Consider the following 15,146-nt stretch of genomic DNA (forward strand, 5'->3'; position numbering starts at 1 on the left):
AAGGCCTGGTATCACCAGAACGGGCGCCCGCAAGGGTGCCCGTTTTGTTTTGGGCAATGGCGCCCCGGCGCTTGTCGCGCGCCCCGGCACGTAGCGTCGAGCCATGCGCGATCGGCCCGAGAGGGAACGTCGATCCGCCCCTTGTTGATTCAGCATGAATCCATTGATATCAACGCGTTGCGTTCAGTCTCAGGGCGCTGACGGGTGTTCTGAAGTGCCTCAGGCGAGACCGGGTAGCGGAAAAGGAGGTCGAGCGTGGAGCCTCCTCCCCGGTCATCCCGCCCGTGGAACATTCGCCCCGCTATACTCATTCCATTGCGTCACCCTTGGCCTTGTTGAATTCTTTTGAAATCAACGGCTTGAGGTGCTGGCTGACCTGACATCCACTATGGTGGCGGCCGTAAGGCCCTTGCCCGGAACCCAATCACGCCATGCGTCTTTCCACGATCAAGCTGTCCGGCTTCAAGTCCTTCGTCGATCCGACCACGCTGCACCTGCCGACCAACATGACCGGCGTGGTGGGCCCCAATGGCTGCGGCAAGTCGAACATCATCGACGCCGTGCGCTGGGTCATGGGCGAGAGTTCGGCCAGCCGCCTGCGTGGTGACTCGCTCACCGACGTTATCTTCTCTGGTTCCAATGCCCGCAAGCCGGTTTCGCAGGCCACTGTCGAGCTGATCTTCGACAACTCCGATCACACGATTTCCGGCGAGTACGCCTCGTTCAACGAGATCTCGGTCAAGCGCACCGTCAGCCGCGACGGCAGCAGCAACTACTACCTCAACGGCACCAAGTGCCGCCGCCGCGACATCACCGACCTGTTCCTCGGCACCGGCCTGGGGCCACGCAGCTACTCGATCATCGAGCAGGGCATGATCAGCCAGATCATCGAGGCGCGTCCGGAAGACCTGCGCGTGTACCTGGAAGAGGCTGCAGGCATCTCCAAGTACAAGGAGCGCCGCAAGGAAACCGAGACCCGCATCCGCCACACGCGCGAGAACCTGGATCGCCTTGGCGACCTGCGCGAGGAAATCACCAAGCAGCTGGAACACCTCAAGCGGCAGGCAAAACAGGCCGAGCAGTACCAGGCGCTGCAGGAAGAGCGCCGGGTCAAGGACGCGGAGTGGAAGGCCTTGGAATATCGTGGCCTGGACGGTCGCCTGTCCAAGCTGCGCGAAGGGCTGTCGCAGGAAGAAACCCGCCTGCAGCAGCTGATTGCCGATCAGCGTGACGCCGAGGCCCGGATCGAGACCTCGCGCGTTCGCCGCGAGGAGGCTGCCGACGCGCTCAACGCCGCGCAGGCCGAGGTCTATCAGGTGGGCAGCACGTTGGCCCGTCTCGAACAGCAGATCCAGCACCAGCGCGAACTGTCGCAACGCCTGCACAAGGCGCGCGATGAAACCCGCCAGGCACTGGCCGAACTGGGCCAGCACATCAGTGGTGACGAAGCCAAGTTGATGGTGCTGCGCGAGGCGGTCGATGCGGCCACCCCGCAGCTGGAAGAACTGCAGGAAGAAAACGAGATCAAGCAGGAGGGCCTGCGTGAGGCCGAAACGCGGCTGTCCGATTGGCAGCAGCGTTGGGAGCAGCACACGTCGCAGAGTTCGGAGGCCTCGCGTGCCGGTGAGGTTGAGCGCACCCGCGTGGACTACCTGGACAAGCAGATTCTTGATGCCGATCGTCGCCGCGAAGCACTGGCGGCCGAGCGCGCTGGCCTCGACGTGGATGCGCTGGACGAGGTCTTCGAGCAGCTGCACCTGCAGCACGAGACTCAGAAGACCGCGCTGGATGAGCTGACCGAACAGGTCGAGGAGCGCAAGCACGGTGTTGCTGCGGTGCAGGAGCAGCAGCGCAATGGCCAGAACGAACTGGCTGAACTGCGCAAGCAGGTCAATGGTCTGCGCGGGCGCCTGTCCTCGCTGGAAACCCTGCAACAGGCCGCGCTTGGCCAGGAGCAGGGCGCGGCGGTGGCATGGCTGAAGTCGCGTGGCCTGGATTCGGCCGCACGCGTGGGTGAACGCCTGGATGTCGATGCCGGCTGGGAAAACGCAGTGGAAAGCGCCCTCGGCCAGTTGATCGAAGGCGTGCTGGTCGACGACCCGGCCAGCCTGGTCGATGCGTTGGGCGAGCTGGGCGAAGGCCGCATCGCGCTGGTTGCCAATGACGGCGCGGACCTGAAGGTCGCACCGACCTCGCTGGCTGCGCGTGTGCGTGGCCCGGCACCGATCCGTCGCCTGCTGGCGCGCCTGCACGGCGCGCGCGACCTTGCCGAAGCCAATGCATTGCAGGCCAGCCTGCCTGAGGGCGATTCCATCATCACCCAGGGCGGTGAGCGTCTGGGCGAGGGCTGGGTGCGCGTGTCGCGCTCCGGTGCCGCCAAGCAGGGCGCGCTGCTGCGCGAACGCGAAATCAACGAGCTGCGCGAGCAGATCGAGCAGCTGCAATCGCGCGAAGCCGAACTGGAAGAACAGCTGGCCGGTTTCCGTGAGCATCTGCTGGCGGCCGAACAGCAGCGCGAGGATGCGCAGCGGGCGCTGTACCTGGCGCACCGCGCGGTGTCCGAACTGGCGGGCCAGCTGCAGGGCCAGCAGGGCAAGGTCGAGGCTGCACGTACGCGCATCGACCGTATCGAAGGCGAGCTGAGCCAGTTGCTGGAGACCCTGGACATCAACCGCGAGCAGGCGCGTGAAGCGCGTTCGCGGCTGGAGAATGCGGTCAACAGCATGGGCGACCTGGAGTCGAACCGGCAGGGCCTGGAGGGCGAGCGCCGTCAGCTGACCGAGGCGCGCGATCTGGCCCGCGACGCCGCCCGCGCAGTACGCGAGCGTTCGCACGCCTTGGCCCTGACCCTGGAATCGCAGCGCGCCCAGGTGGCCTCGTTGAGCCAGGCGCTGGAACGCATGAGTACCCAGCGCGGCCAGCTGGATTCGCGCTTGGGCGAACTGCATTCGCAGCTGGACGAAGGCGATACACCGGTCGAGTCGCTGCAGGCCGAGCACCAGAACGCGCTGGAAGAGCGGGTGCGTGCCGATCGCGTGCTGACCGAAGCACGCACGCTGCTGGATGGCATCGACGCCGAACTGCGCAATTACGAGCAGACCCGCCACCAGCGCGACGAGCAGGCGTTGTCCCAGCGCGAGCGTATTTCGCAGCGCAAGCTGGATCAGCAGGCATTGGTGCTGAGTGCAGAAACCCTGCAGGGTGCAGTGGAGAAGGCCGGTTTCGTGCTGCAGGATGTGATCAACGCGCTGCCGGAAGAGGCACGCCTGGGCGACTGGGAGCAGGCCGTGCACCAGATCGATGGCCGCATGCGCCGGCTGGAGCCGGTCAACCTGGCGGCGATCCACGAATATGGCGAAGCCTCGCAGCGCTCGGAGTATCTGGATGCCCAGCACGTGGATCTGACCACCGCGCTGGAGACTCTGGAAGATGCGATCCGCAAGATCGACCGTGAGACCCGTGGCCGCTTCAAGGACACTTTCGATCGCGTCAACGCCGGGGTCCAGGCGTTGTATCCGCGCCTGTTCGGCGGCGGTCACGCCTACCTGGAACTGACCGGCGAAGACCTGCTCGACACCGGTGTGACCATCATGGCGCGCCCCCCGGGCAAGCGGGTGTCGAGCATTTCGCTGCTGTCCGGTGGCGAAAAGGCGATGACCGCGGTGGCGCTGGTGTTTGCCATCTTCCAGCTCAACCCCGCGCCGTTCTGCCTGCTGGACGAGGTGGACGCGCCGCTGGACGAAGCCAACGTCGGCCGCCTGGCCAACATGGTCAAGGAAATGAGCGAAAAGGTGCAGTTCTTGTTCGTCAGCCACAACAAGGCCACGATGGAAGCGGCGCACCAGTTGTCGGGCGTGACGATGCGCGAACCGGGTGTCAGCCGCCTGGTCAGCGTGGACCTGGAAGAAGCCGCGCGATTGGCGGGCGCGGCCTGACGTGCCATCCTAGTTACCTGAATGAACTAGCCGGAGAACCTAACGAATGTCCGACACGGCACTGTTGCGCATCGGCATCCTGGCCGCCGGCCTGCTGTTGGTCGCTGCGATCTTCCTGTTTGGCCGTCCCAAGAAGAAGCCCCAGGGCCGTCGCTTGGACAGCGCCGAGCCGACCGCCGGCGAGCGCCGCGAGCCGGTGCTGGGCGAGGATGGCGTGCCTGTGGCCGACGCCCGCGTCGAGCCTGGCATGGGCGATGCGGTCGAGCAGGCCGAACTGGGCCTGCCCGATGTCGATGGCGCGGCCAACGACCTGGGCAAGCGTGCGACGCAGGATTTCGACAAGATCGTGTCGCTGTTCGTCGCCGCCCGCGCTGGCGAGCAACTGCGCGGCGAAGACATCGTCGTGGCCGCGGAAAAGACCGGCCTGGTGTTTGGCCACATGAATGTCTTCCACCGGCTGGTCGAGGGTCATCCCGAACGCGGCCCGATCTTCTCGATGGCCAGCATCATGAAGCCGGGCAGCTTCGACATGGGCAACATCCGCGCAATGGAAACCCCGGCCATCGCCTTCTTCCTGACCCTGCCGGCGCCGCTGACCGCGCTGGATGCATGGGAGAAGATGCTGCCGACCGTGCAGCGCATGGCCGAGCTGTTGGATGGCGTGGTGTTGGACGACAGCCGCAACGCGCTCGGTCGCCAGCGCATCGCCCACATCCGCGACGAACTGCGCGCCTACGACCGTCAGCACCAGGCCCCGCCGTTGACCAAGACCCCACGCTGGTAGGCACAGCAGGTCCTGGCGTGCCGACCAACGGTCGGCACCCACCAGACCAGTAGATCCACGCCATGCGTGGATTCGGTCAGGCCGGTACGCCCGCCACTTTCGCGAACGCTTTGCGGAACGCCGCCATCTCTTCCTCGGTACCCACGGTCACGCGCACGCGCTGCGGCCAGATCGGCCAGCTGCGGCCGATCACTACGCCGTTGTCCGCCATGGCCTTGGCGAAGGCGGCTCCATCGCGCTGCACATCCACCACGAAGCAGTTCGCTTCCGTTGGCAGGCAATGGAAGCCACGCTTGCCCAACCAGGCGATGGTGGCCTGCCGTGCCTTGGCATTCTGCAGGCGTCGCTGCGGGATCAGCTGCAGGTCGCGCAGGCTGGCCAGTGCCGCCGCCAGGGCAGGCACCGGCAGCGGATTCTCGCCCAGGCTGGCCAGCTCGCGCAGGCGCTCGGGATGCGCCGCCGCCACGCCAAGGCGCAGGCCGGCCATGCCGTACAGCTTGGAGAAGGTGCGCAGCACGATCAGATCATCGCGCCGGGCCACCTGTGCAATCAGGCTGGGCTGTTCGCTGTACTGCAGATAGGCCTCGTCCAGCAGCACGCGGGTACTGGCCGGCTTGTTGGCCAGCAGCCAGGCCAGTTCGTCGGCGGGACTGATCGAGCCGGTAGGATTATTGGGATTGCACACGTACAGCAGGCCGGTCGGTCGCGCGTGCGCGGCGGCTGCCATCGCGCGCAGGTCATGTGCGCCATCGCTGCGCAGTGGCACCTTCTGCACATGGGCGCCGCGTGCGGCTGCCTTCTCGCCCAGCGTCTCGAAGGTCGGGTCGGCCACCACCAGGCCCGCCTGCGGGCCAGTCCACAGGGTCGCCGCACGGTTCAGCGGTTCGCTCGAGCCCGGATACAGGCGCACATGGTCGGCGGGGATGCCGGCCTGGGCGATGAAGGCGTCGCGCACTTCACCGGCCAAGGCGAAGCGGTAACGGCCGCAGCTGGCGATGCTGTCGCGCGCCGCCTGCTGGGCAGCAGGCGAGGGGCCGTAGGGGCATTCGTTGAAGTTGAGCAGCACCGCGCCCGTATCGGCGTTGGGCGGGGCCACGGTCGCCGGCTGTGCATGGGCCGGCCGAGGCAGGCCGCTGCTGGCGAGCGCGAGGCCGGCGCCGGCCAGTTGCAGGAAGTGGCGACGGGAGGCGGGCAGGGTCACAGGCACGGTTCCGGAAGGGCGACCGACGCACGCTAGCGCCGGCAGTGTTGGCCGGCAAGTAGTTGTGTAGAGCCGCTGCCAGGCTCGACTGTTGTTCGCCGTCCGTTGAGCCTGGTTCGACGCTGCAGACAGGGCCTGACGCGCAGGCGCGGTAGAATTCCCGGCCATCCCAGAACCCGCAGATTCCGATGAGCATCAGCCCCGCCGAACGTGCCGAAGTCCTGCGCCGGCAGATCGCCCAGGCCAATCGTGCCTATCACGAGCTGGATGCGCCGGAGATCCCCGACGTCGACTACGACCGCTTGGTGCGTGAGCTGGAGGCACTGGAACGCGAGCATCCCGACCTCGCCCGTGCCGACAGCCCGACCCAGCAAGTGGGCGCCCGCCCGTCGGGTCGCTTTGCCGAAGTCACCCATGCGGTGCCGATGCTGTCGCTGTCCAATGCCTTCAGCGATGAGGAAGTGGCCGACTTCGTGCGCCGCATCGATGAGCGCCTGCGCCGCGGCACCCTGCGTTTCTCCGCCGAACCGAAGATGGACGGCCTGGCGATCAGCCTGCGTTACGAGGACGGCCATTTCGTGCTGGGCGCCACCCGTGGCGATGGCAGCACCGGTGAGGATGTGACCGCCAATCTGCGCGAGATCGGCGACATCCCCAAGCGCCTGAAAGGCAAGGACTGGCCGGATGTGCTGGAAGTGCGTGGCGAGGTCTACATGGCCCGTGCCGACTTCGAGGCCTACAACGAGCGCGCGCGCCTGCATGGCGGCAAGGTACTGGCCAATCCGCGAAATGCCGCCGCCGGTTCGCTGCGCCAGCTTGACCCGAAGATCAGTGCGCAGCGCAGGCTCAGTTTCTTCACCTACGGCACCGGTGACGTGCAGGCCGGTGAGCTGCCCGATACGCATTCGGGCACGCTGGCGCAGCTGCGCGAATGGGGCTTTCCGGTCAGCGACCTGTGCAAGGTGGTGGAAGGCAGCGACGGACTCCTGGCGTATTACCGCGACATCGGCGAGCGTCGCGACAGCCTGGCATTCGATATCGATGGTGTGGTCTACAAGCTCGATGACCGCGCCGGTCAGCAGACCATGGGCTTCGTTTCGCGCGCACCACGCTGGGCCATCGCGCACAAGTTCCCGGCGCAGGAGCAGAGCACCACGCTGGAAGCCATCGAAATCCAGATCGGCCGTACAGGTGCTGCCACCCCGGTGGCGCGTCTTGCGCCGGTCGCAGTGGCGGGGGTGATCGTCTCCAACGCCACCCTGCACAACGCCGATCAGATCGCGCGCCTGGACGTGCGGGTGGGCGACAGCGTGATCGTGCGCCGTGCCGGCGATGTGATCCCGGAAGTGGTCAGCGTCATCCTCGACCGCCGCCCTGCGGGCACCATGCCCTGGCAGATGCCGACCAGCTGTCCGGTGTGTGGTTCGGAGATCGTGCGCGAAGAAGGTGCTGCCGCATGGCGCTGCTCGGGCGAGCTGTCCTGCCCGGCACAGCGCAAGGAGGCCATCGCCCACTTTGCCTCACGACGGGCGATGGATATCGACGGTCTCGGTGACAAGTACATCGAAACCCTGGTGGACGCCGGCATCGTCAAGAGCGTGGCCGATCTGTATCGCCTCACCCGTGATCAACTGCTGCACCTGAAGCTGGTGCTGGATGCTGAAGATCCTTCCGCACTCGCTGCCAGCCTGAAACTGCACCTGCCGGCCGAAGGCAGCGGCGCGGTGCTCAACGCGGTGTTGAAGCTGGATGGCAGCGATGCAGGATGGCGTGCGCAGGCATTGGCGCAGCCGGCAGCCTTCGAATGGAACACGAAAAAGATCGCCACCAAGTGGGCGGACAACCTGATTGCCGCGATCGATGCCAGCCGTGACGCAACGCTGGAACGACTGCTGTTCGCGCTGGGCATCGAGCACGTTGGCGAGAGCACCGCCAAGGCGCTGGCGCAGTGGTTTGGCGATCTGGCGTTGATCCGCCGTCTGCCGTGGCCGCTGTTCAAGCGCGTGCCGGATATCGGTGGCGAAGTGGCGCGCTCGCTGGGCCACTTCTTCGAACAGGAAGGCAACCAGCAGGCCATCGATGCGCTGCTGCAGGTGGGGCAGGTACGCATCAGCGACGTGCATCCGCCAAGCGCCAAGCTGCGCGAAGGCCTTGACCTGGCCCAGCTGCTGGTTGAAGCGGAGATTCCCGGTATCACCCGCCTGCGTGCGGAGAAGCTGGTCGCCGCATTGCCCAGCGCACAGTCGGTGCTGGACGCCGAGCACGGTCAGTTCGTCAACGCCGGGTTGCCCGACGATACCGCCCGAGGCGTCGCTGACTGGCTGGACAGCGATGGCCATGGCGCGATGCTGCTGGCGGCCGAAGCGGAGATGAAGCACATCCTGGCTACTGCACCGACACTGGCCGACGTGGTGGCCGGCCCGCTGGACGGGCAGACGGTGGTGCTCACCGGCACCCTGGCCCAGCTCAATCGCGATACCGCCAAGGAGCGCCTGGAGGCGCTGGGCGCCAAGGTGTCCGGCAGCGTATCGAAGAAGACCAGCTTCGTGGTTGCCGGCACCGAGGCGGGTTCCAAACTGGACAAGGCGCAATCGCTGGGCGTTCCGGTGTGGGATGAAGAGCGTCTGCTGGCCTACCTCGCCGAACACGAATGACGAACCGGCCGGGCGCGCAGGCGCCCGGCACGCAACCTCAAAGGAACACTGATGCAGACCGCCCCGCTGGATTTCCGCCTGGCCACCCGTGCTGACGAGGAACTGCTGATCGCGCTGATGCGCGATTTCTACGCCGAAGACAAGATCGAATTCGACGATGCGCGCGTGCGCCGTGGTGTCGATGCACTGCTGGCTGATCCGCGCAACGGCGAGGTACTGCTGTGGCTGGACGAAGTTGCGGCCGTGGTGGGCTATGCGGTGATCGCGATGGGCTTCAGCCTGGAGCAGGGCGGTCATTTCATGCTGCTGGACGAGCTCTACCTCAGCCATCGCGCGCGTGGTCGTGGCCGTGGCAAGCGGGCACTGGCCATCTGCGAACAACGTGCGCGTGGGCGCGGGGTCAGCCGGCTGCGTCTGGAGGTCAACCATCACAACGAACTGGCGCGCCGCCTGTACCTGGCCAGCGGCTACATCGATGACACCCGCGATCTGCTGACCCTGCCGCTGGACCATCCGCGCCCGGAGGGCATCCTGTGAGCGAGGCACTGCTGCGCAACCTGCAACAGCGAGCCACCCTCAATGCGCTGGTGCGGCGCTTCTTCGCCGAGCGTGGCGTGCTGGAAGTGGAAACGCCGATCCTGTCGGTGGCGGGCAACACCGAGCCGAACATCGACAGCTTCCACACCGATTTCAGCGGCCACGTCGATGCGGGTGGTCGCCGCCGCTGGCTGCGCACCTCGCCGGAGTTTCCGCTCAAACGCCTGCTCGCCGCCGGCGTTGGCGATTGCTATGAGCTGGGCCGGGTGTTCCGCAATGGCGAAGCCGGCGGCCGCCACAATCCCGAGTTCACCATGCTGGAGTGGTATCGGCTTGGCTGGGACCATCATCGGCTGCTGCAGGAAACCGCAGAGCTGGTTGCGCAGGCGCTGGCGCTGGTTGGCCGCAGCGCGAGGTTGCATGTGTTGAGCTATCGCGAACTGTTCCAGCAACAGGCCGGCGTGGACCCGTTCGATGCCGACGAGGCAGAACTGCGGGCCGCGCTGGGCGAAGTGCATATCGATCCGGTGGGCCTGACCCGCGATGACTGGCTGGATCTGTTGATGACGCACCGTATCCAACCGCATTTCGATGACGCGGTCATGACCGTCGTCCACGACTGGCCCGCCAGCCAGGCGGCGCTGGCGCGCATCCGCGCTGGCACACCGCCGTTGGCCGAGCGTTTCGAGTTGTACCTGGGCCCGGTGGAACTGGCCAATGGTTATCACGAACTGAACGATGCGACGGAACAGCGCGCGCGTTTCCAGCATGATCTGCAGCGCCGCCACGCACGGGGACAGGTGCAGCCCGCACTGGATGAAGCGTTGTTGCAGGTGCTGCCCTCAATGCCGTCCTGCGCCGGCGTTGCCGTTGGCGTTGATCGCCTGTTGATGGCGATGCACCGTACGCCGCGCATCGCCGACGTGCTTGCATTCGATTTCGCCCACGCATGACCTGATGATTTCCCATGGACCTTGCAGGCTGAACGAAAATGGGCTTTCTCGCGCTTGATTCAGCAAGCACGATGATGCTCTTATCACAGTCGATACCGCACACTTGCGTCGTGGTTCATCCATTCATGGGGAAGGCTTTGGTCAAGTGGTTTGCGGTCGTGGCTGCACCGATGTACTCCATGGCGATATGGGGTGCTCTGCTTCCGTCGGCCGCATCGGCGCAGTCGATTGGCTATGACGGCGAAGTGGTGACCTGCGAATCCCGCGACATGGGCTGGGTGCACTGCGATATCGACGTCAGCAACGGCGTCGACCTGATCCGCCAGTTGTCCAGCAACAGCTGCATCCGTGGCAGCGAGTGGGGTACTGACCGCAGTGGCGTGTGGGTGACCCTGGGCTGCCGTGCCGAGTTCCGCGCGCGCCCTGCAGAAAATGCCGCCGCGCCATCGGCCGAGGGGCGCAAGCGCCTGGTGCGGCGGGTGGTGCGCTGTGAGTCCAATGGTCGTCCGCAGAGCTGCCCGGTACGCCTGGATGGTGCGCCGGTGAGGTTGCTGCGGCAGCTGTCCGTGCTGCCGTGCCGGGAAGGGCAGGGCTGGGGCTACAAGCGCAACGAGGTATGGACCACCCGGGGTTGTCAGGGTGATTTCGAGGTGGCCGACGAGCAGGGCCGTTTCGTCGACATGCCGCGCCGGCTGACCTGCGAATCCAAGTCCAAGAAGCGCCGCTTCTGCGGTGCCAGCATCTCCACCAGCGCTACCATCTCCAACCAGCTTTCCAGTACCCCGTGCGAGGAAGGCAGTACCTGGGGCTGGAACCGCAACGGCATCTGGGTCGACGGCGGCTGCCGCGCCGAATTCTCGGTGAATTGAATCCCGGCGGGGTCCATCCGCGCGTGGCGTGGCCCTACAATGGGGCCATGAACACTGCCTCCGACCTCGACTACGCCCGCTACGACCACATCCGCCCGATTCTGTGGACCGGCGATGCCCTGCAACTGCTTGACCAGCGCAAGCTGCCGTTCGTGGTCGAGCATGTCGCCTGCCATGACAGCGATGAGGTCGCCGCTGCCATCCACGCCCTGACCGTGCGCGGTGCGCCGGCCATCGGCATTGCCGCTGCCTGGGGTGTGGTACTGGCCGCGCGAGATGTGCAGGCGGCCGACGGAGCGCATGCCCTGCAGCAGCTGGAACCCGCGCTGCAGCGGCTGAACGCCTCGCGCCCGACCGCAGTGAACCTGGCCTGGGCGCTGGCACGCATGCGACGTTGCCTGAGTGCTGCCGGTGCCGATTGGAAGGCGCTGCTGGAGGCTGAAGCACAGGCCATTGCCGAGGAAGACCTGGCCGCCAACCGCCATATGGGCGCGCTCGGTGCCGGCCTGATCGAGGCCGGTAGCGGCGTGTTGACCCACTGCAATACCGGTTCGCTGGCCACCGCTGGCTTTGGTACGGCGCTGGGCGTGATCCGCGCCGGTATGGCCCAGGACCGCATCGCCCGCGTGTTCGCCGGTGAGACCCGGCCGTGGCTGCAGGGGGCGCGCCTGACCGTATGGGAGCTGCAGCAGGACGGCATCGACGCGACCCTGATCGCCGACTCGGCCGCCTCGCACCTGATGAAGACCGGTGCCGTGCAATGGGTGATCGTGGGCGCCGACCGGATCTGCGCCAACGGCGATACCGCCAACAAGATCGGCACCTACCAGCTGGCCATCGCGGCCCGCCATCACGGGGTGAAGTTCATGGTCGTGGCGCCGTCCTCGACGGTGGACATGGATACCGTGGACGGCAGCCAGATCGAGATCGAACAGCGCGATCCGGGTGAACTGTACGGCGTGGGCGGCACCCGCACCGTGGCCGAGGGCATCGCGGCCTGGAATCCGGTGTTCGATGTCACCCCGGGCGAGCTGATCGATGCCATCGTGACCGAGCGCGGGGTGATCCTGAACCCGACCGCGGAAAACATGCGCGCCGCCTTCGGCGGCTGACGCGGGCGGGGGCGGCTCCCTTTCCGCAGGAAGGGGCTCTAACCCCTGACGGGTCCCATCCATGCATGGCGTGGATCTACCGACCTTCGTCCCTGGTAGTGCCGGCCACTGGCCGGCAGTCCCTAAGTTCCTGATTTGTGCCGGTAAAATCACCGTAAAAGCAGGCGGAAAACGGCCCCGTGTGGTAGAATCCAGCGGTTGAATCGAGGTTCCGGCACGACCGCCCCCGGGTGGATGCGCCGGACTGGACCGCTACCAGACAACGGAACCCGAATGGCAGAAACCGCCAAGGAAATCATCCAGGTCAACCTGGAAGACGAGATGCGCAAGAGCTACCTCGATTACGCCATGAGCGTGATCGTGGGCCGCGCGCTGCCAGATGCGCGCGATGGCCTCAAGCCGGTGCATCGTCGTGTGCTGTTTGCGATGAATGAACTCAACGCGCACAGCAACAAGCCCTACTTCAAGTCGGCACGTATCGTCGGTGACGTCATCGGTAAGTACCACCCGCATGGCGACCAGTCGGTGTACGACACGCTGGTGCGATTGGCACAGCCGTTCTCGCTGCGCTACATGCTGGTCGATGGCCAGGGTAACTTCGGTTCGGTCGACGGCGACTCCGCCGCAGCGATGCGATACACCGAGGCGCGCATGTCGCGGCTCGCGCATGAGCTGATGGCGGACATCGACAAGGAAACCGTCGATTTCCAGCCCAACTACGACGAAAAGGAACTGGAGCCGACGGTCATGCCGACCCGGTTCCCGAACCTGCTGGTCAATGGTTCGGCCGGTATCGCGGTGGGCATGGCGACCAACATTCCGCCGCACAACCTCACCGAATCGATCAATGCCTGCATCGCGCTGATCGACAATCCTGACATCGATATCGACGGCCTGATGGAGTTCATCCCGGGCCCGGATTTCCCGACTGCAGGCATCATCAACGGCACCGCCGGCATCATCGCCGGTTACCGCACCGGCCGTGGCCGCGTGCGCATCCGTGCCAAGGCGGATGTCGAAGTGGCCGACAACGGCCGCGAATCGATCATCGTCACTGAAATTCCTTACCAGGTGAACAAGGCGCGTCTGATCGAGAAGATCGCCGAGCTGGTCAAGGAAAAGAAGATCGAGGGCATCAGCGAGCTGCGCGATGAGTCCGACAAGGACGGCATGCGCATCTACATCGAAATCAAGCGCGGCGAGTCGGCCGAGGTTGTGCTCAACAACCTCTACCAGCAGACCCAGATGGAATCGGTGTTCGGCATCAACATGGTGGCGCTGGTCGACGGCCGCCCGCAGCTGCTGAACCTGAAGCAGATGCTGGAGGCCTTCGTCCGCCACCGTCGCGAAGTGGTCACCCGCCGCACCGTGTTCGAGCTGCGCAAGGCGCGTGCCCGTGCCCACGTGCTGGAAGGCCTGACCGTTGCGCTGGCCAACATCGACGAGATGATCGAACTGATCAAGACCTCGCCGAACCCGGGTGAAGCACGCGAGCGCATGCTTGCGCGCCTGTGGGAACCGGGCCTGGTGGGTTCGATGCTCGGCGCCGCCGGTGCCGAAGCCTCGCGTCCCGATGACCTGCCCAAGGGTGTGGGCCTGATCGAAGGCGGCTACCAGCTGACCGAGATCCAGGCGACCCAGATCCTGGAAATGCGCCTGCACCGCCTGACCGGGCTGGAGCAGGATCGCCTGACCGAGGAATACAAGCAGCTGCTGGAAGTGATCGCCGGGCTGATCCATATCCTGGAAGATCCCGACCGCCTGCTGCAGGTGATCCGCGAAGAGCTGATCAACGTGCGTGCCGAGTTCGGTGACGAGCGCCGTACCGAAATCCGTCACAGCGAAGAAGACCTGGACATCCTCGACCTGATCGCCCCGGAAGACGTGGTGGTCACCCTGTCGCACGCTGGTTACGTGAAGCGCCAGCCGGTCAGCGCCTACCGTGCCCAGCGTCGTGGCGGCCGTGGCCGCAGCGCGGCGTCGACCAAGGAAGAGGATTTCATCGAGCAGCTGTGGCTGGTCAATACGCACGACACGCTGTTGACCTTCACCAGTTCGGGCAAGGTGTTCTGGCTGCCGGTGTACCAGCTGCCCGAAGCCGGTTCCAACGCCCGCGGCCGTCCGATCATCAACTGGATTCCGCTGGAGCCGGGTGAACGCGTGCAGGCCGTGCTGCCGGTGCGGGAGTACGCCGATGGCCAGTTCGTGTTCTTCGCCACGAAGAACGGTACGGTCAAGAAGACCCCGCTGGGCGAGTTCGCCTTCCGTCTGGCCCGCGGCAAGATCGCGATCAACCTCGACGAGGGCGATGCCCTGGTCGGCGTTGGCCTGACTGACGGCGAGCGCGACATCCTGCTGTTCGCGTCCAACGGCAAGACCGTGCGCTTCGGTGAAGACAAGGTCCGCTCGATGGGTCGTACCGCTACCGGCGTGCGCGGCATCAAGATGCCGGCCGGCGAAGAAGTGGTCAGCCTGATCGTGGCCGAGAGTGCTGGCGGCATCGAGGATGAGAACGAGGACGACAACGGTGTCGAGGAAGCCATCGCCACCGGCGATGCGTTGATCGAAGGTGCCGACGACGCCAACCTGCGTTATATCCTCACCGCCACCGAAAACGGCTACGGCAAGCGCACCCCGCTGCCGGACTACCCGCGCAAGGGTCGTGGCACGCAGGGCGTCATCGGCATCCAGACCACCGAGCGCAATGGCAAGCTGGTCGCCGCGGTGCTGATGGGCACCGACGATGAAGTCCTGCTGATCTCCGATGGCGGCACCCTGGTGCGTACCCGTGGCTCGGAAATCAGCCGCGTCGGCCGCAATACCCAGGGCGTGACCCTGATCCGTCTGTCCAAGGACGAGAAGCTGCAGGCGGTGGAGCGCATGGATGCCTCGATCGACGAGGACGAGGACGAGGTGGCTGTTGCTGCCGCGGCCGCGACCGACGGCGCACCGGCTGCTGCCAGCAGCGAGGACGCCGCGCAGGAGTGATCCTGTCGCGACACCGAGGTACCCGACGACGCCGGCCTTGCGCCGGCGTCGTCGTGTCTGCCGTCGAAAATACGCACGCACTTCACGGTGACGATGGCATAAGGGCGCATGCT

At 65.8% G+C, this 15,146-nt stretch carries 9 protein-coding genes; 8 read left to right on the forward strand and 1 reads right to left on the reverse strand.

Going from position 1 to position 15,146, the window contains the following annotated elements; all coding sequences use genetic code 11:
* Nucleotides 1-431 precede the first annotated feature (431 nt).
* Together smc and zipA are read left to right on the forward strand one after the other, a co-directional pair.
* Complete coding sequence (gene smc / locus HUT07_RS06790) at nucleotides 432-3,935, forward strand: chromosome segregation protein SMC (protein WP_176020281.1); 3,504 nt, start codon at nucleotides 432-434, stop codon at nucleotides 3,933-3,935.
* A gap of 46 nt (nucleotides 3,936-3,981) precedes the next feature.
* Entirely contained in the window at nucleotides 3,982-4,719 is a 738-nt protein-coding gene (zipA, locus tag HUT07_RS06795; RefSeq protein WP_176020282.1) for a cell division protein ZipA, read from the forward strand.
* Between the two features lie 76 nt (nucleotides 4,720-4,795).
* Here the strand turns inward: zipA and HUT07_RS06800 are convergent, their stop codons facing one another.
* The gene (locus tag HUT07_RS06800; protein ID WP_176020283.1) at nucleotides 4,796-5,920 is read right to left on the reverse strand and encodes a pyridoxal phosphate-dependent aminotransferase; all 1,125 of its coding nucleotides are present in this window, start codon (nucleotides 5,918-5,920) and stop codon (nucleotides 4,796-4,798) included.
* A gap of 188 nt (nucleotides 5,921-6,108) precedes the next feature.
* Between HUT07_RS06800 and ligA the strand changes: the two genes are divergently transcribed.
* The 6 genes from ligA to gyrA all read left to right on the forward strand — a co-directional run bounded on the left by ligA (nucleotide 6,109) and on the right by gyrA (nucleotide 15,033).
* Nucleotides 6,109-8,574, forward strand: a complete 2,466-nt coding sequence (ligA, locus tag HUT07_RS06805; protein WP_176020284.1) for an NAD-dependent DNA ligase LigA — start codon at nucleotides 6,109-6,111, stop codon at nucleotides 8,572-8,574.
* 51 nt (nucleotides 8,575-8,625) lie between these two features.
* The gene (locus HUT07_RS06810; protein ID WP_176020285.1) at nucleotides 8,626-9,111 is read left to right on the forward strand and encodes a GNAT family N-acetyltransferase; all 486 of its coding nucleotides are present in this window, start codon (nucleotides 8,626-8,628) and stop codon (nucleotides 9,109-9,111) included.
* Nucleotides 9,108-10,064, forward strand: a complete 957-nt coding sequence (epmA, locus tag HUT07_RS06815) for an EF-P lysine aminoacylase EpmA (protein ID WP_176020286.1) — start codon at nucleotides 9,108-9,110, stop codon at nucleotides 10,062-10,064. Before HUT07_RS06810 ends, epmA begins: the two co-directional genes overlap by 4 nt.
* Nucleotides 10,065-10,201: 137 nt before the next feature.
* Entirely contained in the window at nucleotides 10,202-10,933 is a 732-nt protein-coding gene (locus tag HUT07_RS06820) for a DUF3011 domain-containing protein (RefSeq protein ID WP_176022490.1), read from the forward strand.
* A gap of 47 nt (nucleotides 10,934-10,980) precedes the next feature.
* On the forward strand, nucleotides 10,981-12,045 hold the full coding sequence (gene mtnA / locus HUT07_RS06825; protein WP_176020287.1) for an S-methyl-5-thioribose-1-phosphate isomerase: 1,065 nt from the start codon (nucleotides 10,981-10,983) through the stop codon (nucleotides 12,043-12,045).
* Nucleotides 12,046-12,318: 273 nt separating this feature from the next.
* Nucleotides 12,319-15,033, forward strand: a complete 2,715-nt coding sequence (gyrA, locus tag HUT07_RS06830; RefSeq protein WP_176020288.1) for a DNA gyrase subunit A — start codon at nucleotides 12,319-12,321, stop codon at nucleotides 15,031-15,033.
* Nucleotides 15,034-15,146: the final 113 nt, after the last annotated feature.

Source organism: Stenotrophomonas sp. NA06056 (assembly GCF_013364355.1).
In the GTDB taxonomy this organism is placed as follows: domain Bacteria; phylum Pseudomonadota; class Gammaproteobacteria; order Xanthomonadales; family Xanthomonadaceae; genus Stenotrophomonas.

Bases quoted from the DNA above. Each gene is read 5' to 3' on its own strand.
- smc (WP_176020281.1), top strand. From the start codon at position 432: ATGCGTCTTTCCACGATCAAGCTGTCCGGCTTCAAGTCCTTCGTCGAT.
- zipA (WP_176020282.1), top strand. From the start codon at position 3,982: ATGTCCGACACGGCACTGTTGCGCATCGGCATCCTGGCCGCCGGCCTG.
- ligA (WP_176020284.1), top strand. From the start codon at position 6,109: ATGAGCATCAGCCCCGCCGAACGTGCCGAAGTCCTGCGCCGGCAGATC.
- HUT07_RS06810 (WP_176020285.1), top strand. From the start codon at position 8,626: ATGCAGACCGCCCCGCTGGATTTCCGCCTGGCCACCCGTGCTGACGAG.
- mtnA (WP_176020287.1), top strand. From the start codon at position 10,981: ATGAACACTGCCTCCGACCTCGACTACGCCCGCTACGACCACATCCGC.
- gyrA (WP_176020288.1), top strand. From the start codon at position 12,319: ATGGCAGAAACCGCCAAGGAAATCATCCAGGTCAACCTGGAAGACGAG.